The sequence below is a fragment of the Exercitatus varius genome (assembly GCF_029577735.1).
Lineage (GTDB): Bacteria > Pseudomonadota > Gammaproteobacteria > Enterobacterales > Pasteurellaceae > Exercitatus > Exercitatus varius.
Map to the genome: position 1 here is coordinate 18012 of NZ_JARQTO010000008.1, position 25324 is coordinate 43335.

At 43.7% G+C, this 25324-nt stretch carries 21 protein-coding genes; 6 read left to right on the forward strand and 15 right to left on the reverse strand.

Annotated features, from left to right (window positions below):
* Window positions 1-6: 6 nt before the first annotated feature.
* Genes araH through P7M01_RS06805 form a run of 3 tightly spaced genes read right to left on the reverse strand, consistent with a single transcriptional unit; the run spans window position 7 to window position 3564 of the window.
* A complete protein-coding gene (araH, locus tag P7M01_RS06795; RefSeq protein ID WP_202936662.1) occupies window positions 7-975 on the reverse strand; it encodes an L-arabinose ABC transporter permease AraH in 969 nt (322 codons plus the stop codon).
* Between the two features lie 15 nt (window positions 976-990).
* Window positions 991-2493, reverse strand: coding sequence for an L-arabinose ABC transporter ATP-binding protein AraG (araG, locus tag P7M01_RS06800; protein WP_317477879.1), 1503 nt, complete (start codon window positions 2491-2493; stop codon window positions 991-993).
* A 57-nt stretch (window positions 2494-2550) separates the two neighbouring features.
* Window positions 2551-3564 (reverse strand): arabinose ABC transporter substrate-binding protein, encoded by a 1014-nt coding sequence (locus P7M01_RS06805; protein WP_238398841.1) that lies wholly within the window; start codon window positions 3562-3564, stop codon window positions 2551-2553.
* Between the two features lie 453 nt (window positions 3565-4017).
* Between P7M01_RS06805 and metE the strand changes: the two genes are divergently transcribed.
* On the forward strand, window positions 4018-6291 hold the full coding sequence (metE, locus tag P7M01_RS06810) for a 5-methyltetrahydropteroyltriglutamate--homocysteine S-methyltransferase (RefSeq protein WP_317483621.1): 2274 nt from the start codon (window positions 4018-4020) through the stop codon (window positions 6289-6291).
* Between the two features lie 237 nt (window positions 6292-6528).
* On the opposite strand, the gene P7M01_RS06815 is transcribed toward metE, so the two are convergent.
* The 12 genes from P7M01_RS06815 to P7M01_RS06870 all read right to left on the reverse strand — a co-directional run bounded on the left by P7M01_RS06815 (window position 6529) and on the right by P7M01_RS06870 (window position 18784).
* Window positions 6529-7161: a bifunctional 4-hydroxy-2-oxoglutarate aldolase/2-dehydro-3-deoxy-phosphogluconate aldolase gene (locus P7M01_RS06815; RefSeq protein WP_317483622.1), complete on the reverse strand. Its 633-nt coding sequence runs from the start codon at window positions 7159-7161 to the stop codon at window positions 6529-6531.
* Between the two features lie 9 nt (window positions 7162-7170).
* Window positions 7171-8109 carry a sugar kinase gene (locus tag P7M01_RS06820; protein WP_317483623.1) on the reverse strand — a complete coding sequence of 313 codons (939 nt, stop codon included), beginning with the start codon at window positions 8107-8109 and terminating at the stop codon, window positions 7171-7173.
* Window positions 8110-8111: 2 nt separating this feature from the next.
* Window positions 8112-8789, reverse strand: coding sequence for a GntR family transcriptional regulator (locus P7M01_RS06825; protein ID WP_317480002.1), 678 nt, complete (start codon window positions 8787-8789; stop codon window positions 8112-8114).
* A gap of 9 nt (window positions 8790-8798) precedes the next feature.
* Window positions 8799-10400 carry a mannitol dehydrogenase family protein gene (locus P7M01_RS06830; protein ID WP_317480003.1) on the reverse strand — a complete coding sequence of 534 codons (1602 nt, stop codon included), beginning with the start codon at window positions 10398-10400 and terminating at the stop codon, window positions 8799-8801.
* On the reverse strand, window positions 10400-11467 hold the full coding sequence (uxuA, locus tag P7M01_RS06835) for a mannonate dehydratase (RefSeq protein WP_317483624.1): 1068 nt from the start codon (window positions 11465-11467) through the stop codon (window positions 10400-10402). The genes P7M01_RS06830 and uxuA (P7M01_RS06835) overlap by 1 nt, the downstream gene beginning before the upstream one ends.
* 29 nt (window positions 11468-11496) lie before the next feature.
* Complete coding sequence (locus tag P7M01_RS06840) at window positions 11497-12516, reverse strand: zinc-binding alcohol dehydrogenase family protein (RefSeq protein WP_317483625.1); 1020 nt, start codon at window positions 12514-12516, stop codon at window positions 11497-11499.
* A gap of 11 nt (window positions 12517-12527) precedes the next feature.
* Window positions 12528-13808 (reverse strand): TRAP transporter large permease, encoded by a 1281-nt coding sequence (locus P7M01_RS06845; RefSeq protein ID WP_317483626.1) that lies wholly within the window; start codon window positions 13806-13808, stop codon window positions 12528-12530.
* A gap of 9 nt (window positions 13809-13817) precedes the next feature.
* Window positions 13818-14327 (reverse strand): TRAP transporter small permease, encoded by a 510-nt coding sequence (locus tag P7M01_RS06850; RefSeq protein WP_317483627.1) that lies wholly within the window; start codon window positions 14325-14327, stop codon window positions 13818-13820.
* 22 nt (window positions 14328-14349) lie between these two features.
* On the reverse strand, window positions 14350-15357 hold the full coding sequence (locus P7M01_RS06855) for a TRAP transporter substrate-binding protein (RefSeq protein ID WP_317483628.1): 1008 nt from the start codon (window positions 15355-15357) through the stop codon (window positions 14350-14352).
* 119 nt (window positions 15358-15476) lie between these two features.
* A complete protein-coding gene (uxaC, locus tag P7M01_RS06860; RefSeq protein ID WP_317483629.1) occupies window positions 15477-16880 on the reverse strand; it encodes a glucuronate isomerase in 1404 nt (467 codons plus the stop codon).
* Window positions 16881-16890: 10 nt separating this feature from the next.
* On the reverse strand, window positions 16891-17736 hold the full coding sequence (locus tag P7M01_RS06865) for an SDR family oxidoreductase (RefSeq protein WP_317483636.1): 846 nt from the start codon (window positions 17734-17736) through the stop codon (window positions 16891-16893).
* 61 nt (window positions 17737-17797) lie between these two features.
* Window positions 17798-18784, reverse strand: a complete 987-nt coding sequence (locus P7M01_RS06870) for a TRAP transporter substrate-binding protein (RefSeq protein WP_317481458.1) — start codon at window positions 18782-18784, stop codon at window positions 17798-17800.
* Window positions 18785-19053: 269 nt separating this feature from the next.
* Between P7M01_RS06870 and P7M01_RS06875 the strand changes: the two genes are divergently transcribed.
* Genes P7M01_RS06875 through uxuA (P7M01_RS06895) form a run of 5 tightly spaced genes read left to right on the forward strand, consistent with a single transcriptional unit; the run spans window position 19054 to window position 25230 of the window.
* Entirely contained in the window at window positions 19054-19545 is a 492-nt protein-coding gene (locus P7M01_RS06875; protein WP_202936653.1) for a TRAP transporter small permease, read from the forward strand.
* A gap of 11 nt (window positions 19546-19556) precedes the next feature.
* Window positions 19557-20858, forward strand: coding sequence for a TRAP transporter large permease (locus P7M01_RS06880; protein WP_317477648.1), 1302 nt, complete (start codon window positions 19557-19559; stop codon window positions 20856-20858).
* Window positions 20859-20871: 13 nt separating this feature from the next.
* A complete protein-coding gene (locus P7M01_RS06885; protein ID WP_317483630.1) occupies window positions 20872-23262 on the forward strand; it encodes a glycoside hydrolase family 31 protein in 2391 nt (796 codons plus the stop codon).
* A 2-nt stretch (window positions 23263-23264) separates the two neighbouring features.
* On the forward strand, window positions 23265-24020 hold the full coding sequence (locus P7M01_RS06890; RefSeq protein ID WP_317479484.1) for an FCD domain-containing protein: 756 nt from the start codon (window positions 23265-23267) through the stop codon (window positions 24018-24020).
* Window positions 24021-24045: 25 nt separating this feature from the next.
* Window positions 24046-25230, forward strand: coding sequence for a mannonate dehydratase (gene uxuA, locus P7M01_RS06895; protein ID WP_317483631.1), 1185 nt, complete (start codon window positions 24046-24048; stop codon window positions 25228-25230).
* Window positions 25231-25324 lie beyond the last annotated feature (94 nt).

Consider the following 25324-nt stretch of genomic DNA (forward strand, 5'->3'; position numbering starts at 1 on the left):
TCAACCTTAGGATTTGATAAATTTTTGTTTATATTTATCAAAAATGACCGCAATCAGCAAGATGAGACCGCGCACCACGTATTGGGCAAACGGTGAAATATTCAGTAAATTCATGGCATTTTCGATAGTCCCGAGAATTAACACCCCGGCGATAATAAATGAAATTTTTGCCACCCCGCCGTTCAGCGACACGCCGCCTAATACGCAGGCCGAAATCGCCACCAGTTCAAACCCTACGGAAGTCATCGGTTGACCGCTGGTCATGCGGGCGGCCAGAATCACGCCGGCAAGTGCGGAAACAAAACCCGATACCACAAAAATAATCAATTTGGTTCTGTCTACGTTGATACCGGCCAAACGAGAGGCTTCCTGGTTACCGCCGATAGCCAGCGTGTTGCGACCGTAAGTGGTTTTGCTGAGTAAGAAACCGAAAATAGCGATACAGATGATGGTAAAAACAATCGGTAACGGCACACCGAAAATATCCTGATAACCCAATTCGAAGAATTCTTCTTTGGTGATACCCACCGCTTTACCGTCCGAAATAATATAACCGAAACCGCGGGCAATCTGCATAGTGGCGAGTGTGGTGATTAACGAGTTGATTTTTAATTTCGCAATCACAAAGCCGTTAATTAGCCCCACCGCAATACCTAAACCAAGACCGGCAAGAATACCGACCGAGACGCTTTGCGTCATATTAATGACTACCGCCGTGACAACTCCGGCGCACGCGATAACGGAAGCCACGGAAAGGTCAATTTCGCCGGCGGCCAGGCAGAACAGCATACCGCAGGCAACGATTCCGCTCATAGAAATGGCTAAGCCCAGCCCTTTCATATTTACAACGGTGGCAAAATTCGGGATAAATAAGCAAGAGCAGACAAAAATGACTGCAAAAATTAACAGCATGCCGTAAGCGTTCCAGATTTTGCTGAATGAACCCGCACTTTTTTCTTGAGTTGTTGAAGTCATAATCAATCTCCTACATTAAGCCGCTTTGCTTTCTACCATAGCAAGTTTTAATACTTTTTCTTCCGTTGCATCCGCACGTTCTATTACACCGGTAATTTGACGGGAACGCATGACCATAATTCTATCGGACACGCCAATAACTTCGGGCAGATCGCTGGAAACCACAATAATGGCTAATTTTTGGTCGGCTAATTTAAAAATTAAATCGTAAATTTCGGATTTCGCGCCTACATCAATGCCTCTGGTCGGTTCATCGAGCAGTAACACTTTAATATCTTCCGATAACCAACGCCCCAAAATGGCTTTCTGTTGGTTACCGCCGGACAAATTCACAATAAGCTGCTGAATCGACGGCGTTTTTACATTCATTTGCTGCCGCTGTTGTTCGGCGTTTTTCTTTTCCCATTTTTCATTAATAATGAATTTGAGGAAATTGTGAGAACGTCTGGCGCTGATATTGATATTTTCCCCTACGCTTGCCGTTGGAATAATCCCTTCTTTTTTGCGATCTTCAGGACAAAGCACAATACCTTGTTCGATCGCCTCTTTCGGACTGCGTACGGAAATGGTTTTACCGTCCAGTTCAATGGTTCCCGACATGCTCGGATCCGCACCGAAAATCACTTTTAATAATTCCGAACGCCCCGCACCGACTAAGCCGAATAAGCCTAAAACCTCACCGGCTCGAACCGTTAAGCTAAAATCGCCTTTCAGTTTCTGACCGGATAAATGCGTAATTTTTAAACGGGTGTCGCCCACTTCACGCGGACGATAATGATAAATATCGCCTAAATTGCGTCCGACCATGCTGCGCACTAAATCGTCATTGGTGATTTTTGAAAGATCAGAAAAGGTTTCCACGAATTGTCCGTCTTTCAGCACGGTAATTTCATCGCTGATACGAAAAATTTCTTCCATACGGTGAGATACGTATAAAATCACCTTGCCTTCGTCCCGCAACTCGTTAATGACGCTGAATAATTTTTCAATTTCTGGAGCGGAAAGGCTACTGGTTGGTTCGTCAAATGCAATAATTTTTGCGCCCCGGCTTAAAGCCTTGGCAATTTCAATCATTTGCCATTGACCGATAGACAATTCCTTTAAGGGCATATCCGGCGAAATATTGAGATCCAGTTTATCGAGATATTTTTGCGTTCTCTCAATTAATTCCGCTTTATTCACAATGCCGAAGGAATGCGGCAACTGACCTAAACACAGGTTTTCCGCCACGGTCATTTCCGGCACGATATTTAATTCCTGATAAATAATGGCGACACCGGCTAACAGCGCTTCTTTAGTATTACGGAAAACCAGCTGGCGACCGCCGACACTTAATTTGCCCTCGGTAGGCAGATAATTACCGCTTAAAATTTTTAATAAGGTGGATTTACCCGCACCGTTCTCACCCATTAACGCATGAACTTTACCCTCATAGCATTTAAAGGAAACATTTTGTAATGCTTTAACGCCGGGAAAGCTTTTACTCACATTATCAAACTCTAAATATGGAACTTGCATCTCGTCCTCCTTATTGAGGTCTGTTTACGGGCGATAAACAGACCCCGATTTCAACTATTAAAGGCCTTTTTTAGAAAGTTCTTCTTTGAAATTGTCACGTTTTAAGAAAACAACGTCCTGCACGGCAATGTATTTTTCCGGTTCCACTCCATCTCTGATCCATTTAGTGAGAAGCTCAACGCTGCGATAGCCGTGAATATCCGGGCTTGGTAACAACGAACCTAAGAAACCGGTGGCTTTAGGCTTGGAAAGCTCATTAACCGCATCCACACCGTTAATACCGATAGCCACCACATTTTCCGGTTTAAAGCCCTGGCCTTCCGTTGCGCGCACGCCGCCTAATACGGTGTTATCGTTCATCCCCACGATAAGCCAGTTTTTCACTTCCGGATGTTGCACTAACATGGAATTGGCGGCATCAAGTGCGCCCGGAATATCGTTACTTTTTGTCGGTGATTTATAAATTTTTTCTTTCGGGAAACCCGCTTTTACTAACGCGCCGATAGAACCTTCGGTACGGCGACGGGCGGTGTCCAGTTCATCGGCGGTAATGGCTAAAACCGCGGTATCTTTCACATCCCATTTACGGTTTTGCATTTCTTTATAAAGTTCCTCGCCCTGACGCTGACCGATTTCACTCGCCGCCATCATAATTAACGGAACATTGGTCATCGGTTCGCCGGCGGCATTTAAAAATTGATCGTCAACGGCAATCACTTTTAAATCGTAAGCGCGAGCTTTCGCCATAATGGCGGGACCTAATTTCGGATCCGGCGTACAAATCACAAATCCTTTTGCACCGTTAGCAGCTAAATTATCAATAGCGTTTAATGTTTTTTCACCGTCAGGCACGGCAATTTTGATAATTTGCACATTACCGAGATCTTTGGCGGCTTTATCCGCAAACGCCCATTCGGTCTGGAACCAAGGTTCTTCGGGTTGTTTTACCAGAAAGCCTAATTTGATCGGTTCGGCCGAACTGGAATATGCCGGGTTAGAATTTAATCCCGTCACAGTCAGAATAGATACGGCGACTAAAGATTTAAGAAATGTTCTTTTGCTTAATTTCATTGTTCTGTCCCTCTCAATATTGTTTTTCGTTTATCAATGGACCACAAGCATTGATAGTGAATTGCTACGGTAAGCACGGTTATATTAGTGACCTTAACCGGCAAAAAACTCGATCTGGATCACAATCTAAAATCATAGCCGAATAATCCATGTTTTTAGCAAAATTAACTTACCCTATTTGACGAAAACTTTATTGAGACCGATTATTTCTACCGCCTTCTTTTTAAGCAAAAAGATGATTGCCTCACGACGCTCCGTTTGAAACGAAAAGTGCGGTCGTTTTTAACGACGTTTTTTTTCATGATTGCCGTCGCAAAGCAACAAAACACACAATCATTAATTTCTTTCATGAATTTTAAGAAAATTATTAATTTGCATAATAACCCCGCTTCCGTCATTCTAACCTGCGTACGGACGTTTAGCCGTCTAAATCAAACACATTGAGGAATTATTATGACAACATTTCATTTATCCGGCTTCCCGCGCATCGGCGCAAAACGTGAACTTAAATTTGCGCAAGAACGTTATTGGCGCGGTGAAATCGCCGAACGGGATTTATTAGACATCGCCAAAGCCTTGCGCGAAATCAACTGGAAACACCAAGCGGCGGCAAATGCGGATTATGTGGCTGTGGCGGATTTCACGCTCTACGATCACATTTTAGACTTACAAGTGGCAACAGGATCCATTCCTGCACGTTTCGGTTTCGACAGCCAACATTTAACCCTTGACCAGTATTTCCAACTGGCGCGCGGCAACAAAGACCAGTTTGCTATTGAAATGACCAAATGGTTTGACACCAACTATCATTATCTCGTGCCTGAATTCCACGCGGATACCCAATTCAAAGCCAACCCGGCACATTACGTGCAACAAATTCGCGAGGCCAAAGCCCTTGGCTTGAAGGTCAAACCCACCATTGTCGGTCCGTTAACCTTCTTGTGGTTAGGCAAAGAAAAAGGCTCGGCATTTAATCGCTTTGATTTATTAAATAAACTCGTTCCGGTTTATGTGGAAATCTTAAACGCATTGGCGGCAGAAGGCGTGGATTATATTCAAATTGACGAACCTGCCTTAACCGTCGATTTGCCGGCACAATGGGTTGCGGCTTATAAAGACGTGTACGCCACATTAAGCACACAAGTGAACGCAAAATTACTGTTAGCCGCTTATTTCGGTTCTGTTGCCGAACACGCAGCGTTATTAAAAGCCTTGCCGGTTGCGGGCTTACACATTGACTTAGTGCGAGCGCCCGAACAACTTGCCGCCTTTGCGGATTACCACAAAATTTTGTCTGCAGGCGTGATTGATGGCCGTAATATTTGGCGTGCGAACCTGAACCAAGTGTTGGACGTAGTAGAACCGTTAAAAGCCAAACTGGGCGAGCGTTTGTGGATTGCACCAAGCTGTTCTCTGCTTCACACGCCTTACGATTTATCCGTGGAAACCCGATTGCAGGCAAACAAACCGGAGCTTTACAACTGGCTCGCTTTCTGTTTGCAAAAAATCCGGGAATTAGACGTCATTAAGACCGCGCTTGAGCAAGGCAGAAGCGCCGTACAAGCGGAACTCGACGCCAGCCAGGCTGCCGCCGATGCCCGTGCAACTTCAAAAGATATTCATCGTCCTGAGGTAGCTGAACGTTTAGCGAATTTGCCGACAGGCGCGGATCAACGCAAATCCCCGTTTGCGGAACGCATCAAATTACAAAATGCATGGTTAAAACTGCCGTTGCTTCCAACAACAAACATTGGTTCTTTTCCGCAAACCACTGAAATTCGCCACGCGCGGGCCGCTTTCAAAAAAGGCACATTGTCCCTTGCGGATTATGAAGCGGCGATGAAAAAAGAAATCGAATTGGTCGTGCGTGAGCAAGAAAAATTGGATTTAGACGTGCTGGTTCACGGCGAAGCGGAACGTAACGACATGGTGGAATATTTCGGCGAATTATTGGACGGATTTGCCTTCACCAAATTCGGTTGGGTGCAAAGCTACGGCTCCCGCTGCGTGAAACCACCGATCATTTATGGCGATGTGGTACGCCCTGAGCCAATGACGGTACGCTGGTCACAATATGCCCAAAGCTTAACGAAAAAAGTGATGAAAGGCATGCTAACCGGTCCGGTCACGATTTTGCAATGGTCTTTCGTACGCAACGATATTCCGCGTTCAACCGTATGTAAACAAATCGCCGTGGCACTTTCCGATGAAGTATCGGATTTGGAAAAAGCCGGCATTAAAGTGATTCAAATCGACGAACCGGCAATTCGCGAAGGCTTACCGCTCAAACGTGCCGATTGGGACGCTTATTTACAATGGGCAGGCGAAGCATTCCGTTTAAGTTCAATGGGTTGTCAAGATGACACGCAAATTCATACGCATATGTGTTATTCCGAATTCAACGACATTTTACCGGCCATTGCAGGCTTAGATGCGGATGTGATTACGATTGAAACCTCCCGTTCCGACATGGAATTATTAACGGCGTTCGGCGATTTCAAATATCCGAACGACATCGGCCCGGGCGTGTACGACATCCACAGCCCGCGCGTTCCAACCGCCGCCGAAATCGAACACTTGCTGCGCAAAGCGCTCCAAGTGGTACCGAAAGAACGTTTATGGGTCAACCCGGACTGCGGTTTAAAAACCCGCGGCTGGAAAGAAACCCTCGAACAACTGAAAGTCATGGTTGACGTCACGAAAAAATTACGCGCCGAGTTAATATAAATTGCTACGATAATGCGGTGATTGAAAGTTTTTTGCGATTTTGAAAGCGGAATGTTTTTATCACCGACATTATTCGTCGATAGCCGAATTACAGGCCGGTACGAATATTTGGCGTATTCAAGAACGGATTTAAAAAATCTGAGCCCTGCCAATACAGAGCTCAGTATTTAACTAACCCATCTAACTTTTGGAGAGCTAAAAGTGCGGTCAAATTTTTCAACGTTTTTTGAAACGGAATTAGCGAACCAATTCAACCGCTTCACGCACCAAACGCCCGATTTCGGCCCAGTTCTTCGCCTTGATTAATCCTTTGTCCACAAACCACGAACCGCCGCAAGCCACCACATTCGGAACGGCTAAATACGCGTTGATATTCGCTGGCGAAATCCCGCCGGTCGGCATAATCTGTAAATCGCCGTAAGGTCCCAGCAGCGCTTTTATCATTTTCACCCCGCCGCTGGCTTCCGCCGGGAAGAATTTGACGGTCGTTATTCCCAGTTCCAGCGCCGCTTCAATCGCCGTCGGGTTATTGACCCCCGGGATGATGGGTACATCCAAATCCCGGCAGAGTTTGACGATATTCGGGTTAAAACCCGGGGTGACAATGCAATCCGCTCCGGCGTTTTTCGCCGCCACCACTTGCGCCGGCGTTAATACCGTACCCGCCGCAATTAACACATCGGGAAAATGCCGGCGGGCTAAACCTATGGCTTCTTCTCCCGCCGCCGAACGAAAGGTGATTTCCGCCACGGGCAAGCCGTTGTCAATCAAGGTTTGAACCAAGGGAATAATGTCCTGCGCGTCGTCCACCGCAATCACCGGCACGACTTTCAATTGTCCGAGTTTTTCGATAATTTCTGTGTCAGTCATAATCTGTCCTTAATTAAATGTCCGGCGTAAATGCTCGGTGGCGGATTTGTCGATAATCGCACCTTTGTGCCGAATCACAATGCCCGCCAATTGATTGCCTTGTCGGCAGCAATCGGTTAAAGGTTTACCTTGCAAATATCCGTTTAAAAAACCGGCATTAAAGGCATCGCCCGCCGAAGTGGTGTCCACTACGTTTTCGACGGGCGTCGTCGGCACAAAAGTGCATTCGCCTTGTTCACAGACCGTCGCCCCAAGACTGCCCCGTTTTACGATGATTTTCGGAATACCGAATGCGGATAAACGGGCGATAGTCGCTTGTTCATCCTTATCCGCCCACAGCATTTCTTCGTCGTCAAAAGTCACTAAGGCCACATCTACCAACGGCAATAAGGCCTGGTAACAGTTTCGGGCTTGTGTAAGGCTGTCCCACAGTTTCGGCCGGAAGTTGCTGTCGAAGGCAATTTCCACGCCGGATTGTTTCAATTTCCGCAGTTGCTCAATCAGTAAAGTGCGGTCGGTTTCCGGCAGGATTGCCAGGCTGATTCCGCTGAGATAAATCATATCCGCTTGCTTCAACGCCGATAAAACCCGCGAATAATCAGGATGTTGCAGCAAATAACGGGCGGCGGATTGGTTGCGCCAATACAGGAACGTGCGTTCCCCTTGTTTATCCAGTTGGATTAAATATAAACCCGCCGAGCGGTTTTTGTCGCGCAGCACGCAATCCGTGTTGATACCGTCCGCCTGCCAGCGTTCCAGCATGCCCTGACTGAGTTTGTCCGTGCCTAAGGCGGAGATATAACTGACTTCAATCTGCTCCGGCAAGCTGACGCGAGCCGCATAGGTCGCCGTATTCAGCGTATCGCCGCCGTAAGTCTGGCGCATATCGCCAAAGGGCTCACCGTTCAGTTCAATCATACATTCACCGACTAGGGCTAGGTGTTTCATGGTTAACCTCTTCTATTGAAATACTGGCTATATTCTTGTTCAAAACTATCCTTATCTAATTCATATTGATATAAATGTCGCTCAATACACTGGGTTGCCGCATCTTTATTCTGATCATGGATAGCTTTCAATAAAGTTTTATGTTCTTCAAGTGTTTTTATTGACGGTTTTTTCTTAAAGATAGAAGTTCTAGCTCGGTCAAAATGAATATTCAATCCCTTCATTAACGCATAAATTCGATCTTTATTAGTAATTTTGAAAAATAATTGATGAAATTCATTATCCAGCTCTAAAAATTTTTCATAATTACCTTGATTCAGATAAAATTCCTGCAAACTGACACTTTCATCTAAAATGTGAAGCTCCTTTTGATACAAATCTTCACATAAGAGTGAAATCACTTCTTTCTCTAAGGTTTTTCGTAAAAAACGAGCTTCTTCAACGAGGTCGGGATCAATTAACGAAATAAACGTTCCTTTTTGTGGCTGTATGGTAACAGCTCCATTTCTAGCAAGATCAATTAATGCTTCTCTCACGGGAGTTCGGCTAATACCCAATAAATTGGCTAATTCTATTTCACTGACTTTGCTTCCGGGAACTAACTCCATGTTGACAATCATTTCTCTGATTACGCGGTATGCATAATCCCGAGAGGATTCTCGAAGCTTTGACTCTATCATTTTACTACCCTAATTTACATACTTATGTAAGCCAGTTCTTACTGCCCCCACGCCTACCAATAACTCGTTGAAATATTGTTCAACTCTGCCTGCTAAGCCGACTTCATACAGATCCACACCGAAAATGCTTTTATCCGATAAAATCGGTTTTAAGGTTGCAGATGATACTACACTTCCCAACGTTATATTAGCGAGTTTTGCTTTTAATTCGGCTAAACGCGGATCCGGGCTGTTTTCAAAAGGCTGACCTTCGTCATTAACCCCCAATAAATAGCGTAACCAACCTGCAAAAATCAAAGGTATCGCCACCAGGCTATCCGTTGATTTACCGGCTTTCACATAGGATTTAATCGTTTCGCCGAAGCGAATAGCCAGTTTTTGCGATGTATCCGTCGCAATACGCTGCGGTGTATCCGGAATAAAATCGTTGGAAAAACGAATATTAATAACTTCATCAAGAAACTGTTTCGGATTGATTAATTTCGGATCGGTCACAACCGGTAAACCTTCTTGGTACCCTAATTTCCGAATTAACGCCAATAAGTCCGCATCTTGTACTTCGGTGGAAATTTTGGTGAATCCGAGCAAGCAACCGAAAATTGCCAAACCGGTATGTAACGGATTAAGGCAAGTGGTTACTTTCATAGTTTCGATTTTATTGACAGTATCGCGATCAGCGAAAATCACCCCGACTTTTTCCAACTTCGGACGCCCATTCGGAAAGTTATCTTCTACGGCAAGATATTCTAACTCTTCCGCATTAACAAAGGGTGCGACGTAGGTATTTTTCGACGTCACAACCGGTGCCAGATTTTCAATACCGTCGTTTTGTAATTGTTGTTGAACTTCGGCATCGGGACGCGGCGTAATTTTATCAATCATCGACCAAGGGAAGCTGATTTTATCCGAATTCAAATAATCTAAAAAATCTTGTGATAAATGACCGCACTTTTTCCATTGTTCGGCAAATTCCAAAATCACTTTTTGCAGCTTTTCACCGTTTTTAGACATATTATCCATGCTTACTACCGCCAAGGGTAACGCGCCGGCAACAAAACGTTCATGCAACAGCGAGACAATCTTACCGATATAACTTTGCGGTTTTGCCGGTCCCTGTTCAAAATCCGCTTTCACCGCAGGATAATATTTACCGTCCAACCCTTTGATTAAATAGCCTTTTTCCGTAATCGTTAAGCTAACCATCTGCAGTGACGGTGACAGGAAAATCTCTTTCAACCGGTTGAAATCCTGTGTAAAAGCCGGATCCATGCGCAAACTTTCTACAATACTGGCAACCACGATTTTATCGACCGAATGGTCATTTTTTAACTTGGCAAACACGGAAAGATTATCAAACGGCTGATAGGCTTTCTCAATAATTTCATAATCAAACCCTTCTGCGACGATAATCCCTTGTTGCGCATCACCCTGATTCAACAAACGTTGTTGCAAATTGGCTAAAAAGGCGCGGAAAATATTGCCGGCTCCCAAATGAAGCCAAACCGGTTGTTGTTTTGTGTTACTTACCACATCGGAAATGTTGAATTGGGGTAATTGGTACCCCTTTTCCTGCCATTCTTTTGAATTTAAAGCGTTATATGAGAGTTTCATTATTTGCGTCCTTTTTCGTATGCGTCCCAAAGCCCTTCGACATACATAATACCTAAAGCACGGTCATATAAACCGTAACCCGGGCGGCATTTTTCATCCCAAATGTGACGTCCGTGATCCGGGCGCCAATACCCGTCAAAACCCACTTCATGATAAGCTTTCACAATTTCCGCAATATCTAAGGAACCGTCACGGGTTAAATGAGAGGTTTCATAGAAATCCCCATTATCAAACACTTTGATGTTACGAATATGGGCAAACGGAATACGTTTATGGAAAGTGCGGATCATTTGTGGCAAATCATTTTCCAGATTCGGACCTAAGGCACCGGAACATAAGGTAATGCCGTTTGCCGGACTGTCTACCATATCCACGATTTTCTGGAAATCCTCATGACATTTCACGATGCGAGGCAAACCGAATACGGAGAACGGCGGATCGTCCGGATGAATTGCCATACGAATCCCCGCTTCTTCTGCGACCGGAATAATTTGTTCTAAGAAATATTTTAAGTTTTCTCTTAATTTGTCTTCCGTCATGTCTTTATAAAGATCGAACAATTTATCCAAATGTTTCAACCGATCAGGTTCCCAGCCCGGTAAGGTGAGATCTTTGGAATTTTCCATAAATTGTTTCACTAATATTTTCGGATCAATACCGTCGATACGGGCGTGTTCATAGAAAAGTGCGGTCGAACCATCGTCCGCTTCTTTAAATAAATCCGTACGGATCCAGTCGAACACCGGCATAAAGTTGTAACACACGACTTTTACGCCGTATTTACCCAAACTGCGCAAGGTAATTTTGTAATTTTCAATATAAACGTCACGATCCGGTGAACCCAACTTGATACTTTCGTGAATGTTAACGCTTTCCACCACATCAATGCTTAATCCGTAAGGTTCAACCTGAGATTTCACTTCGGCGATACGTTCTTCCGGCCAAACTTCACCGGCGGGAATATCGTGTAATGCCCACACTACACCCGTCATACTTGGAATTTGTTTAATATGCGCCAATGGAATTGTATCGTTACCTAAACCATACCATCTAAATGTTGTTTTCATAAAATTAATCCTTTTTTAACCGCACTTTATTACCATTCAAGTAATACTTTGCACACTGTATTTTTTTCGTTTTTGATTACATCAAAGGCTTTTGCAATATCTTCAAACTTATACGTATGCGTAATCATTTTTTCCGGCGTGACTTTATGTTCTTCAAATAAACGAATCACTTCCGGGAAGCGTTTGTTGTTTAAACGGGTACCGAAGACATTAATGCCTTTTTTGGTAAATGCGACCTGCGGAATTTCTGACGGTGTGCCGCCGGTTCCCAACACCACAAAACGACCGGACGGAGCAACAATATCCAACGCGTCAAGAATACTTTGCGGAGAACAAACGGCATCCACCACCACATGCGCGCCTTCGTCATCGGTAAACTCGCTGACCGCTTGGCGCATGTCAACATCTTTCACGTTAATCGCTTTGGTAGCACCCATCTCACGCGCTAATTGCAGGCGTTCTTCGAAAATATCGGTAATCAGCACTTCCGCACCACGAGCACGCGCCACCTGCATCACCGCCAAACCGGCAGGTCCGGAACCGAATACCACGACTTTATCGCCGGCAGCAATAGATGCTCGGGTATTAATTTCCACGCCGACGGCATAAGGTTCGATTAAACAAGCGGTTTTACGCGGAATTTTATCGGTATCAACCAAATAAACATTATCTGCTCTGGTTTTTGCATATTCAGCAAATCCGCCTTGTGAATGAACGCCTGTAACCTGCAAATTTTTACACACATTATGATGACCCGTGCGGCAGGCATAACAATGCCCACAACTGTTAACAATATCGCTCACTACATAATCACCGACTTTAACATGCATCACGGCTTTGCCTGTTTCCACCACGGTTCCCACGAATTCGTGACCGATAATAGCAGGATATTTGGCAAGGGAATTACCGCCGGTATAAATTCCGATATCCGAACCGCAGATTCCACCGAAAGCCACTTTAATAATCACATCATCGTCTTTTGTTACAGTAGGAGCCGGCACATCGGCAACGGTTAATTCAAAAGGTTTAGAAACACTTATTGCTTTCATTTTATTAATCCTTATTTAGTAAAAAATTCGAGTGGCACTAGAAATGTACTCGGAAATATGATTAACATAATAATTACTAAGATAATCGCAAGTAAGAAAGGCCATATTTTACGTACGATGCGTTCTATATTGATTTTGCCTGTACTGGCGGCAACATTTAATACAGTCCCCACTGGTGGCGTTAACAAGCCGAAGACACAGGTAATAATAAAGACCACACCGAAATAGACCGGATTAATCCCCGCCTGTTTCACAGCTGGCATTAACACCGGTGTTAAAATCAGAATAGTCGGTACTACGTCCATTGATGTCCCGACCAGTAGTACCAAACCGGCAATTACCAGCATTAATAAAATCGATGAACCGATAAACGGATGAAGTAAATCCGTTACAATGCGCGGAATGTTACCGATGGTCATTAACCAAGAAGATACCATTGCAGCAGCGGCAAGGAACATAATTGCCGCACTGGCTTTAGCAGAAGAAATGAAACACTCTTTAATGGATTGGAACGTTAATTCACGATATACAAGTAAGCCGATAACTAGTGCGTAAACAACAGCCACAACCCCTGCTTCAGTCGGTGTAAAAATACCACTACGCAGACCGAGTAATAGACCTACAGGCATCAGAATGGCCCAAACCGCTTCACGAGTTGCTCGCACAACTTCTCTAAATGATCTTTTCGGTAACGGTACGGCAGAATCTTTTCGGGAAACAATAGCCCAAATGACACAAAGGATAAGAGTGATATAAACTGCGGGAGCAATGCCACCCATAAACAAATCTGTCACAGATACACCAGCTGTAACACCAAAGATGATCATCGGTACAGATGGAGGCATTATCGGCGATAAAATATTACCTGCAGCAATTAATGCGGTGGCACGATCACGGTTATAACCGATAGTTGCCATCATCGGAATTAAAATCGCCCCCAAAGCGGCAGTAGACGCCACCGCACTTCCCACCAAACTAGCGAACAACAGAATGGCGACAATCGCTACATAACCCAAACCGCCACGAATATGTCCTACAAGTGCGGTCGCCGCATCAACAATTTTATTAGTTAACCCACCACGATTCATTAAGTCGCCGGCCACTACGAAAAACGGAATTGCCATCATAGAGAAGCTATCGGCTCCGTTAAATAGGTTTTGCGATAAAATCTGTGAATTAAAACCACCGAGATAAAACATCAGCATCATGCCTGAAAACAGCAATGAGAATGCGATCGGCACGCCGATAATAATGCCGCCTACGAGGCTGGCTAAGAAAATAAGAATGGTCATATTTTTCTCCTAATCTGAATCTGATTCACTCATTAATGCGGCTTGGTGAACAGATTTAGGATTTCTAATCACATCAATAATATTCAGTAACGCAATTAAAATAATTGCTGCGCCTGTCAATAACCCGATTCCGTACACAACAGATAAAGGCAAACCCGTTGCTGCCGCTTTCGCCGTATGAGATTGAATCACCATGGCAAGGCTGCCTTTAAACAAGATAGCCATAACCACAATAATGATGAACCGTCCCAGAACGAAAAGCAGCCATTTCAATTTTTCCGGTGCTTTTTTAATGAACGTATCTACCCCTAAGTGGGCATTTTCCTTCATCGCCACAATCGCGCCGAGATAAATCACGTAAACAAAGACATATCTCGATACTTCTTCTGACCAGACCAAACCGGAATTGAAAAAGAATCGAAGTATGACGTTAAAAAACACAAGGGCAATCATTACGGCGAGCATCACGCCTAGCAATATTTGAATGCCGTTGAACAATTTATCGATAAAAGTTTTCATACTTCAATACTCCGTCTGATGGTTATTGAGCATCTCTCACTTTATTGACTAAAGCTTCCGCCCAATCGTATTTTTTATACAGATCGTCATAAAGCGGCTGCATTTTTTCCACTAACACTTTTTTGTCCGCTTCCGTCGGAACGATAATTGTGCCGCCTTTTTCCTGCACTAATTTTTTATCTGCGTCGATACTTTCCTGATAAAGATCCCAGCTTTTATCCGAAGTCGCTTTCGCCGCTTCATTAAAAATGGTTTTCTCTTCATCACTTAAGCCATTCCAGAAATTAGCGTTCGCTAATAATTCCAAAGAAGAAACCATATGATTGGTTTCATAGATATTTTTGTTAACGGAATAAAAACCTTGTTGAACAAAAGTAGATAAAGGATTGTCCTGACCGTCTACTACACCTTGTTCAAGAGCAGTGAATACTTCCCCTAATCCCATAATCGCTACATTCGCACCTAACAATTCCGCTACTTTGACGTGAATAGGGTTATTCGGCATCCGCATTTTCTGTCCTTTAAATTGTTCCGGATTCGATAACGGCTTACTGGAAGAAAAGACACGAGCACCATTCGGCATCCAAGCTAAAAATTTAATAGGTTGTGATTCTTCAAAACTACTGGCAATTTCCTGACCGATATCGCCTTGATAAATCTTACGGGCATGCGCCACGTCCCGGAATAAAAACGGAAAATCCGGTACGGACATTTTCGGTACTTCGGACCACATAACTGTCCCTAACACAGACATATCCACAATGCCTTGACGGGTATAGTCAAAGGATTGTTTTTCATCGCCTAATTGTCCGGAATCATAAATATCGATTTGATATTTACCATTGGTTTTACTTTCAATCATAGGTTTAAAAACTTCTTTTAACGCAATGGTCGAAGGGTGGGTTGGGGCAACAACAGAAGAAACTTTCACAATTTTAACTGATGAACTGCCACCTTTGTCGTCGCAGGCAGAAAGTGAAAACAGCACCACACTCGCTAATAATGTTTTCAAGAAGGTTCTTTTTTTCATAGTCACGTTCCTTTTCATGTTTAAACATTCTAGTATACAAGTATTACATGCAAACATATTAACAAAAAAAAGTTTGTGAAAACGTGAGCGTGATCACAAACTTTGAAATTTATACTAATTTATTTGAAATAACTGTTTGCGTTGTTATAACAGATATCTTTAACCATATTGCCGAGTAGGTTCATATCGTTCGGCGCTTCGCCGTTAACCACCCATTTACCGATCATTTCACAAAGAATGCGACGAAAATATTCGTGACGGGTATAAGACAGGAAGCTGCGCGAATCCGTTAGCATACCGACAAATTGGCTTAATAATCCCAATTGAGAAAGCTGTTGTAACTGGCGTTTCATGCCGTCTTTCTGATCATTAAACCACCAACCCGAACCGAACTGAATTTTGCCCGCAATCCCTCCGGTTTGGAAATTGCCAATCATGGTGGCAATCATTTCATTATCGCGAGGATTTAAGCAATACAAAATTGTTTTCGGCAATTCGTTGTTTTGATCCATAGAATCCAATAATCGCGCAAGCGGTTCCGCAAAAGTGCGGTCGGCTATGGAATCGAATCCCGCATCCGCGCCGAGCAATTTGAACATTCGCGTGTTGTTATTACGCAATGCGCCGATATGCATTTGCATAACCCAGTTGCGTTTGCAATATTCTTGAGCAAACCAAACGAAAAGTGCGGTCGAATATTGACTAATTTCCAGTTCGGTCAGCGGGCGTTCATTGCGGCGTAATTGCAAAATGCGATCCAGTTCTTTTTCGTCGGGAACGGGAGCGAAGCGCACGATTTCTATACCGTGATCGGCGGATTTGCAACCGTGTTGATCAAAATGTTCCAAGCGTTTCCATAACGCTTTTTTCAAACTGTTAAAACTGCGAATTTCCGTATCGGAAACCTGTTCCAGCCGATTGATGTAATCATTAAATTGGTCTAATTCGATTTTAACCGCTTTGTCCGGACGCCAGCTCGGCGCAACCTCAATATCGAAAGTGGTGTCTTCTTGAAGCGCTTTGTGATATTCAAGGCTGTCGATAGGATCGTCCGTCGTTCCGGAAAATTTGACATTCATCCGTTTCATAATACCGCGGGCGGAAAATTCGGGTTGCCGTAATAATTCGTTACATTCTTGCCAAATTTTGCCCGCACTTTGCGGATTAAATAAGGTATTCGTGATCCCGAAAGGACGGCGAAGCTCCAGATGGGTCCAGTGGTAAATCGGATTACCGATACAAAGCGGTACGGTTTTTGCCCAGACCAGGTATTTTTCATAAGCGGAAGCATTACCCGTAATCAGGTTCTCGTCAAACCCCGCCGAACGCATGGCGCGCCATTTATAATGGTCGCCGGCTAACCAGATTTCGGTCAAATCTTTGAATTGTCGATTCTCCGCAATTTCTTTCGGCGGTAAATGGCAGTGATAATCGAAAATAGGCTGATCTTTCGCATAGTCGTGATAGAGCGTGCGCGCCACATCATTGGACAGCAAAAAATCCTCATCCATAAATTGTTTCACGGGGAACTCCTTAAACGCCGCTGTAAGCGGAAAAACCGCCGTCAATCGGTAATATGACGCCGTTGATAAAACTGGCGTATTCTTCATCCATTAAAAACAGAATGCCGCCCATTAATTCACTGGCTTCACCAAAACGTCCCATCGGCGTATTGGTGAGAATTTTATGCGCACGCGCAGTTGGTTTTCCTTCGGCGTCAAATAATAATGCGCGATTCTGGTTACTCACTAAAAATCCCGGCGCAATGGCATTACAACGAATTCCCACATGAGAAAAGTGAACGGCAAGCCATTGAGTAAAATTGCTGATCGCGGCTTTAGCGCCGGAATAAGCAGGAATTTTGGTTAACGGTGTGTAAGCATTCATGCTGGAAATATTAATAATATTTGCTCCCTTTTTGCCCACCATATCTTTGGCAAATACCTGTATCGGCAGCAAGGTACCTAAATAATTTAAATTAAACACAAACTCAATACCGGCTTTATCCAGATCAAAGAACGACTTGGTCGCTGGCGGCAAATCCAATTCATGAAATTCATTATCTGTCGTGGCTTTCGGATTATTGCCGCCGGCGCCGTTAATCAGAATATCGCAGGTTCCGAAATCGGCGGCGATGGCATCGCGGGTTTGTTTAATACTGTCTAATTCCAATACGTTTGTTTTATAGGCTTTTGCAATATATCCCTGCGCGCTGATTTCAGCGGCAAATTTTTGTGCCGATTCAAGGTTAATATCGAGTAACGCCACTTTCGCACCGGTTTTGGCAATTTCTTTCGCAAAATAAGCGCAAAGCACGCCGCCGGCTCCCGTAATAACTACCACTTTATCTTTAAAATTATGATTTTTTGCCAATGTCATATCGTCTTTCTCCATAATTTAAAATTAAAGGGCATGATAATCATGCCCTAATAACTCATGATTATCGCGCTTCATCAATTTTTTGTACCATCGGGCCGATAACCGGATCCGAAAGCGCTTTATCATGCATAGGTTTTACCGCATCGACAAAGGGTTGTTTATCCACTTTAACGAACTCGACTCCCATCGTATCTTTTGCTTTTTGAATTTCTTCCTGAGTAGCTTTAGCCCAAAGATCCTTATGAGTCATCATGGAATGATCCGCCGCTTCTTTCACAATTTTTTGCTGTTCCGGCGTTAATTTGGCCCAGGATTTCTCGCTGATTAGCAGAACATCAGGAATAATCGTGTGCTCATCTTCACTATAAAACTTCGCCACCTCGCCATGACGCATTAATGTTAAAGCGGTCGGATTGTTTTCCGCCGCATCTACGACACCTTGCTGAAGGGCGGTATAAAGTTCGCCAAACGCTAACGGAGTTGCTGATGCACCCATTAATTTCATCATTTCCAACGCACTTGGGCTTGGTTGTACCCGAACTTTTAAGCCTTTTAAATCCGCCGGAGTTTTAATTGGTTTTTTCGCATAAAAACTGCGAGAACCCGCATCATAATAAGTTAAACCGATAAATCCCTTGCCTTTTGTGGAATCTAAAATTTTTCCGCCGATTTCAGGATCCTGTAATACTTTGTAATAATGCGCGCTATCTTTGAATAAATACGGAACATTAAACGCACCGTAAAGCGGTTGGAATGCTTCCAATTCACTTGCATTTGATTTCGCCATATCAAGAGAACCCGACTGGATCAATTCCATGGATTCACGTTGATTGCCCAATTGACTGTTTGGATAAATGCGAATGACCACTTCACCATCCGTCGCCTTTTTAACTTCATCCGCCATAGCCTGCATAGAAATATGTACCGGGTGCGTTTTATCATTATTATGACTAAGTTTAAGTGTTGTTTTTGCCGTAACAGAAAAGGACATCGTTGCGACGAGCAAGCCGCCAAGAGCTAAGGTAATTGCATGTTTCTTAATTAACATAAAATGTTCTCCGTTCGAAAAAGATTCAAAATCTTAGCAATGATATAGCTCACAACTCCATTGCCGCAAAAGATATTAGACCAAAACAACAAACCGCTCTACCAAATTTATTTAAATTTGTGATACACATCACAAATTGAATAAAATTCATAAAAAAACAGTACATTTCAGCAGCTATTACCTGTATATTTGGTTTACCAATTTATCATAAATAAACTTTTCATAAGACATTTGGTTTGACTCTTCATTGATATTGTTAAGGAGACTATATGACAACGTTCATATCTTTACTTAACCGAATACTCGCAACTTTTTGCGTCGTATTATGTATAGGTCTTGTCATTTCCGTAGTTTGGCAAGTGTTTTCTCGTTATATTTTGAATGCGCCAAGTGCATTTACCGATGAAACGGCCCGTTTCTTATTTATTTGGGTCGGACTGGTCGGTGCCGCTTACGGTTTAGGAAAAAAGAAACATTTGGCTATCGATTTATTATTAATGAAATTTGAAACGTCCCCTAAAAAACAGGCGTTACTCCGGTTCATTATTAATTCGGTTAGTATCTTCTTTGTTGTTGTCATTATGTGTTACGGCGGCATGAAACTCGTTTTAGATACAATAGAGGCCGGGCAAATTTCTCCCGTATTGGGAATTCAAATGGGGTTGGTTTATCTCGCGCTTCCCGTCAGCGGTTTTTTTATGTTGATTTTCTTAGCAAGAGATTTAATTGCTGATATCCGTCAACTTTCCGGTCAGAATTAAAGGAGCCTCATATGGAATGGACAACAATTCTCACATTAGCGGGGAGTTTCTTCTTTTTTCTTGCTATTGGTGTACCAATTTCTTTCGCTATCGGCGTATCATCATTTTTAACTATTTTGCTCGCTCTACCTGTGGAATCGGCAATTGCGGTAATCTCGCAAAAAATGGCGTCCGGTTTAGATAGCTTCTCACTGCTTGCGATTCCGTTTTTCATTTTGGCGGGTAATATTATGAATCGCGGCGGAATTGCGTTACGTTTAATTGAATTTGCAAAAGTTCTCGGTGGTCGTTTACCGGGTTCTCTGGCACATGTGAACGTGCTTGCGAATATGATGTTTGGTTCTATTTCCGGCTCAGCCGTTGCGGCGGCGGCAGCCGTGGGCGGAACAATGGCGCCGTTGCAAAAGAAAGAAGGTTATGATCCGGCATTTTCCGCAGCGGTTAACATCACTTCTTCACCGACCGGTTTATTAATTCCGCCAAGCAATACCTTCATTGTTTACTCATTGATTTCCGGCGGTACATCAATCGGCGCATTGTTTTTAGCAGGTTATATTCCCGGGATTTTAATGGGTTTAGGCATTATGCTTATCGCCTATTTTATTGCGAAGAAAAATAAATACCCGGTTTCGCCGAAACCGACTTTTAAAGAAGTCACGACCAAAACCCTTGACGCCTTACCAAGCTTAGGTCTCGTGATTGTGATTATCGGCGGTATCATCGCGGGTATTTTCACCGCAACCGAAGCTTCGGCGATTGCGGTAATTTATACCTTGATTCTTTCAATGTGTATTTACCGTGAAATCAGCCTGAAAGAATTGCCCTCAATCATTTTAGACGCAATGGTGACAACCTCTATCGTGTTGTTATTAATCGGTGCGTCAATGGGCATGTCCTGGGCAATGGCGAATGCGGATATTCCTTACACAATTAGTGATGCGTTGCTCAACATTTCAGACAACCCAATCGTCATCCTCTTGATTATCAATGTCATTTTACTCATCGTCGGTACCTTTATGGATATGACGCCTGCGTTATTGATTTTTACACCGATTTTCTTACCGATTGTGACGGAATTAGGCATGGATCCCGTGCATTTCGGCATCTTAATGACATTTAATTTATCCATTGGTATTTGTACGCCGCCCGTAGGCTCCACCTTATTCGTGGGCTGCTCGGTGGCGGGAGTGAAAATTGATAAAGTCATCAAACCGTTACTTCCGTTTTATGCCGTATTAATTTTAACGCTGTTTATTGTGACATTTGTGCCGCAATTAAGCTTGTGGTTGCCGCAAACATTACTCGGTTATTAAAGGACGGATTTAAATGAAAACATTAAAACAAGCGACGTTTTTAAAACAAGAAGGCAATCGCGTTGATATTCAATGCGAACGTGATTATGTGCTGCACCTTTACGTGTTGGAACAGGACGTCATTCGTGTCGCGTTTACTCAAAAAAACTCGTTCAAATTAGACCGCACTTGGGCGATTTCGCCGAATCGGGACGACGTGCCGTTTGAAGGTCGCCAACGTATTTCAACGGACGGTTTCTCTTTGCCAAGCTATCAATTCAAATCAGATGGCGATGTCATCGAGATAACGACGGAAAAATTAAAAGTCCGCATTCACCGGCCGCTCGCTCTCGAATGGCAATACAATAAAAACGGGCACTGGTTGCCGTTATTTCAGGAACGCAAGACCGGCGCCTATCAGTTTGGCGTGAGTAACCATAAAATCGCACATTTCATCACCCGCAGCCTTGATGAAAATTGCTACGGTTTAGGTGAAAAAGCCGGCGATTTAAATCGCAAAGGTCGTCGCTTTGAAATGCGCAATCTCGATGCCATGGGCTACAATGCGGAAAAAACCGATCCGCTTTATAAACACGTACCGTTTTATATTACGCGTAAAAACGATGTCAGCTACGGCATTTATTACGATAATCTCGCCCAATGCTGGTTTGATTTAGGCAACGAACTGGATAATTATCACATTGCTTATAAAAGTTATCGTGCGGAAGACGGGGACATGGACTACTACGTTATTCTCGGACCAACCACCCTGGAAGTCACCAAAAAATACACCGCACTAACCGGCGGTACGATCTTCGGTCCGCGCTGGGGGCTGGGTTATAGCGGTTCCACCATGAGTTATACGGATGCCGACGATGCGCAGGAGCAACTTAAAAAATTCGTGGATTTGTGCAAACGACATGACATCCCTTGTGATTCCTTCCAATTATCATCAGGTTACACCTCCATTAACGGCAAACGTTACGTGTTTAACTGGAACTACGATAAAATTCCGGAACCGTTGAAAATGTCCGCTCATTTCCGCCAAGCGGGCATGCATTTAGCGGCAAACATCAAACCTTGTATGCTGCAAGATCATCCCCGTTATAAGGAAGCGCAAAATCTAGGCTTATTTATTAAGGATTCCGAAAGTAATTTACCCGAGCGTTCGGTATTCTGGGATGACGAAGGCTCGCATCTGGACTTTACCAACCCGGCAACCATTCAATGGTGGAAAGATAACGTTAAAGAACAGCTTTTAGAACGCGGTATCGGATCCACATGGAACGACAATAACGAATATGAAATTTGGGATGATTATGCGAAATGCGTCGGTTTCGGGAAAGAAATTCCAATCAAATTAATTCGTGCGTTACATCCGCTATTAATGATGAAAGCCTCTTATGAAGCGCAAAAAGAGTTTGCGCCGAACGAACGTCCGTATCTGATTTCCCGTTCCGGTTGTTCGGGTATGAACCGTTACGTGCAAACCTGGTCGGGAGATAATCGTACAAACTGGACCACTCTGCGTTATAACATTCGTATGGGATTAGGCATGAGCTTATCGGGCTTATACAATGTCGGCCATGATGTGGGCGGTTTTTCAGGCGATAAACCGGAACCCGAATTATTCGTCCGTTGGGTTCAAAACGGAATTTTCCACCCGCGTTTTACCATCCATTCGTGGAATGATGACAAAACCGTAAACGAACCTTGGATGTACCCTGAAGTGACCAATATTATTCGTGATACGATCAAACTTCGTTATAAATTAATGCCTTATATCTACAACATTTTCTGGCTGTCACATAAAGAACTTGAGCCGATGTTGCGTCCAACCTTCTTGGATCACGAAAATGATGCCAATACTTATGCGGAAACGGACGATTACTTATTCGGTAAAGATTTGCTTATCGCTTCCGTGGTAGAAAAAGGACAACGTCAGCGTGAGGTTTACTTACCGCAAAATAATGCGGGTTGGTATGATTTTTACGGTCAAACTTATTACCAGGCGGGTCAGACAATTTATGTCGGCGCACCGTTGGAACGTATTCCATTATTTGTAAAAGCGGGCGCTGTGATTCCAATGTCCGGACGTATGGCTTACAGCAACCCGCAGGCGGATACAATCCGGGAACTTGCGATCTATCCGTTAAAACAAAGCGGTGAAATTCAAACGTCAATTTATGATGATGACGGTTTGACCTACGGATATAAAAATGGCGAATATCTGCAATTAAACATCACATTGCGCAGTACGCAAGAGGCGGTTTATCTGGATATTCAAAAACAAGGTCATTGGAAACCGGCTTATCAAGTAATAAAATTAACTTTGCCGACGAATGAAACGAGACAATTAATTGTTAATGGAACGGAATTTAAAAAAGGTACCGAATTAAGTTTAGCAGAAATCAAAGAGATTTAATTATGGCTGAAAATGCAGAATTACGCTCATATAAAAAAATTGGGTCAATATTGAAACAAGAACTAATTGATGGTCTTTACCGGATTGGTGACAGATTGCCGCCTGAGCGAGATCTTGCAGAAAAAATGAATGTTAGTCGCACGGTGGTTCGCGAAGCTATCATTATGCTTGAATTGGAAAATTTAGTGGAAGTGCGTAAAGGTTCGGGCGTATACGTTATCAACATGCCGCTGACTTCTGCGGAAAATCAGGATGAATCTTATGAAGATGTCGGCCCGTTTGAGCTTTTACAGGCAAGACAGTTATTAGAAAGCGGCATCGCGGAATTTGCCGCCATTCAAGCGACTCGCAACGATATTTTGAGATTGAAAGAAATCTTAAATAAAGAACGGATGAAATTAGCCGAAGACGACAAAGATTATACCGCCGATGAGGAATTTCACAGTGCGATCGCCGAAATCACACAAAACGAAATTCTGATTAAATTACAAAAGGATCTCTGGAAATATCGGGCCAAGTCATCCATGTGGCAAGGGTTACACGCCCATATTAGCGATCGGGAATACCGTAAATCCTGGCTTCAGGATCATCAGAATATTTTAAACGGCATCCAACGAAAAAACCCGGCACTCGCGAAAAAAGCAATGTGGCAGCACTTGGAAAACGTAAAACAAAAGTTATTCGAGTTATCCGACATTGAAGATCCGGACTTTGACGGCTTCCTGTTTAGCGTGAATCCTGTGGTGGTCGGCCTTTAACTAAATGATTAAGTAAGGAGTTTTTATGGAACAAACATGGCGTTGGTACGGACCGAACGATCCCGTCTCTTTAGCCGATATTCGTCAGGCGGGCGCAACCGGCATTGTGAATGCGCTGCATCACATTCCGAACGGACAAATCTGGACGGTGGAAGAAATCGAAAAACGCAAAGCGATTATCGAGGCCGCCGGCTTAACCTGGTCGGTGGTGGAAAGCGTACCGGTTCACGAAGAAATTAAAACCCAAACGGGCAACTACAAAACCTGGATTGAGAATTATAAGCAAACCTTACGCAATCTGGCGCAATGCGGCATTGATACCGTTTGTTACAACTTTATGCCGGTACTGGACTGGACCCGCACTGATCTGGCTTACGAATTGCCGGACGGCTCAAAAGCGCTGCGATTTGATCAAATCGCTTTTGCCGCATTCGAATTGCATATTTTAAAACGTCCCGGTGCAGAACAAATTTACACCGCAGAAGAACAAAAACAGGCTCAAGCGTATTTTGAAAAAATGTCGGATGCGGAAATTAAGCAATTGACCGACAACATTATCGCCGGTTTACCCGGTGCGGAAGAAGGCTACACCTTAGAGGAATTCCAAGGTCAACTGGATCGCTACAAAGATATTTCACCGGAAAAATTCCGCACCCACCTGGCTTATTTCCTCAATGAAATTATTCCCGTGGCACAGGAAGTCGGCATAAAAATGGCGGTTCACCCCGACGACCCTCCGCGGCCGATTTTAGGTTTACCGCGAATCGTTTCAACTATTGAAGATATGCAATGGTATGTAGATACCTGCGATTTACCGGCAAACGGATTCACTATGTGTACCGGCTCTTACGGCGTTCGGGCGGACAATGACTTAGTCAAAATGACCGAAAAATTCGGCGACCGCATTTATTTCGCGCATTTACGTTCTACCTGTCGCGAAGAAAATCCGTTAACCTTCCATGAAGCCTCGCATTTACAGGGCGACGTGGACATGTTTAATGTGGTAAAAGCCTTATTGACGGAAGAATACCGTCGCAAAGCAAACGGCGAAACTCGTTTAATCCCGATGCGGCCGGATCACGGTCATCAAATGCTTGATGATCTGAAGAAAAAAACCAATCCGGGTTATTCGGCAATCGGCCGTTTAAAAGGCTTGGCCGAGTTCCGCGGACTGGAAATGGCGCTGAAAAAAGTCTTTTTTGAAAAATAATCCGAAAAACCGCTGACCGCACAACAAAAGTGCGGTCAAATTTTTCAACGTTTTTTTATGCCCGACGTTTTTCGGGTTTGTAAAAACATGCCAT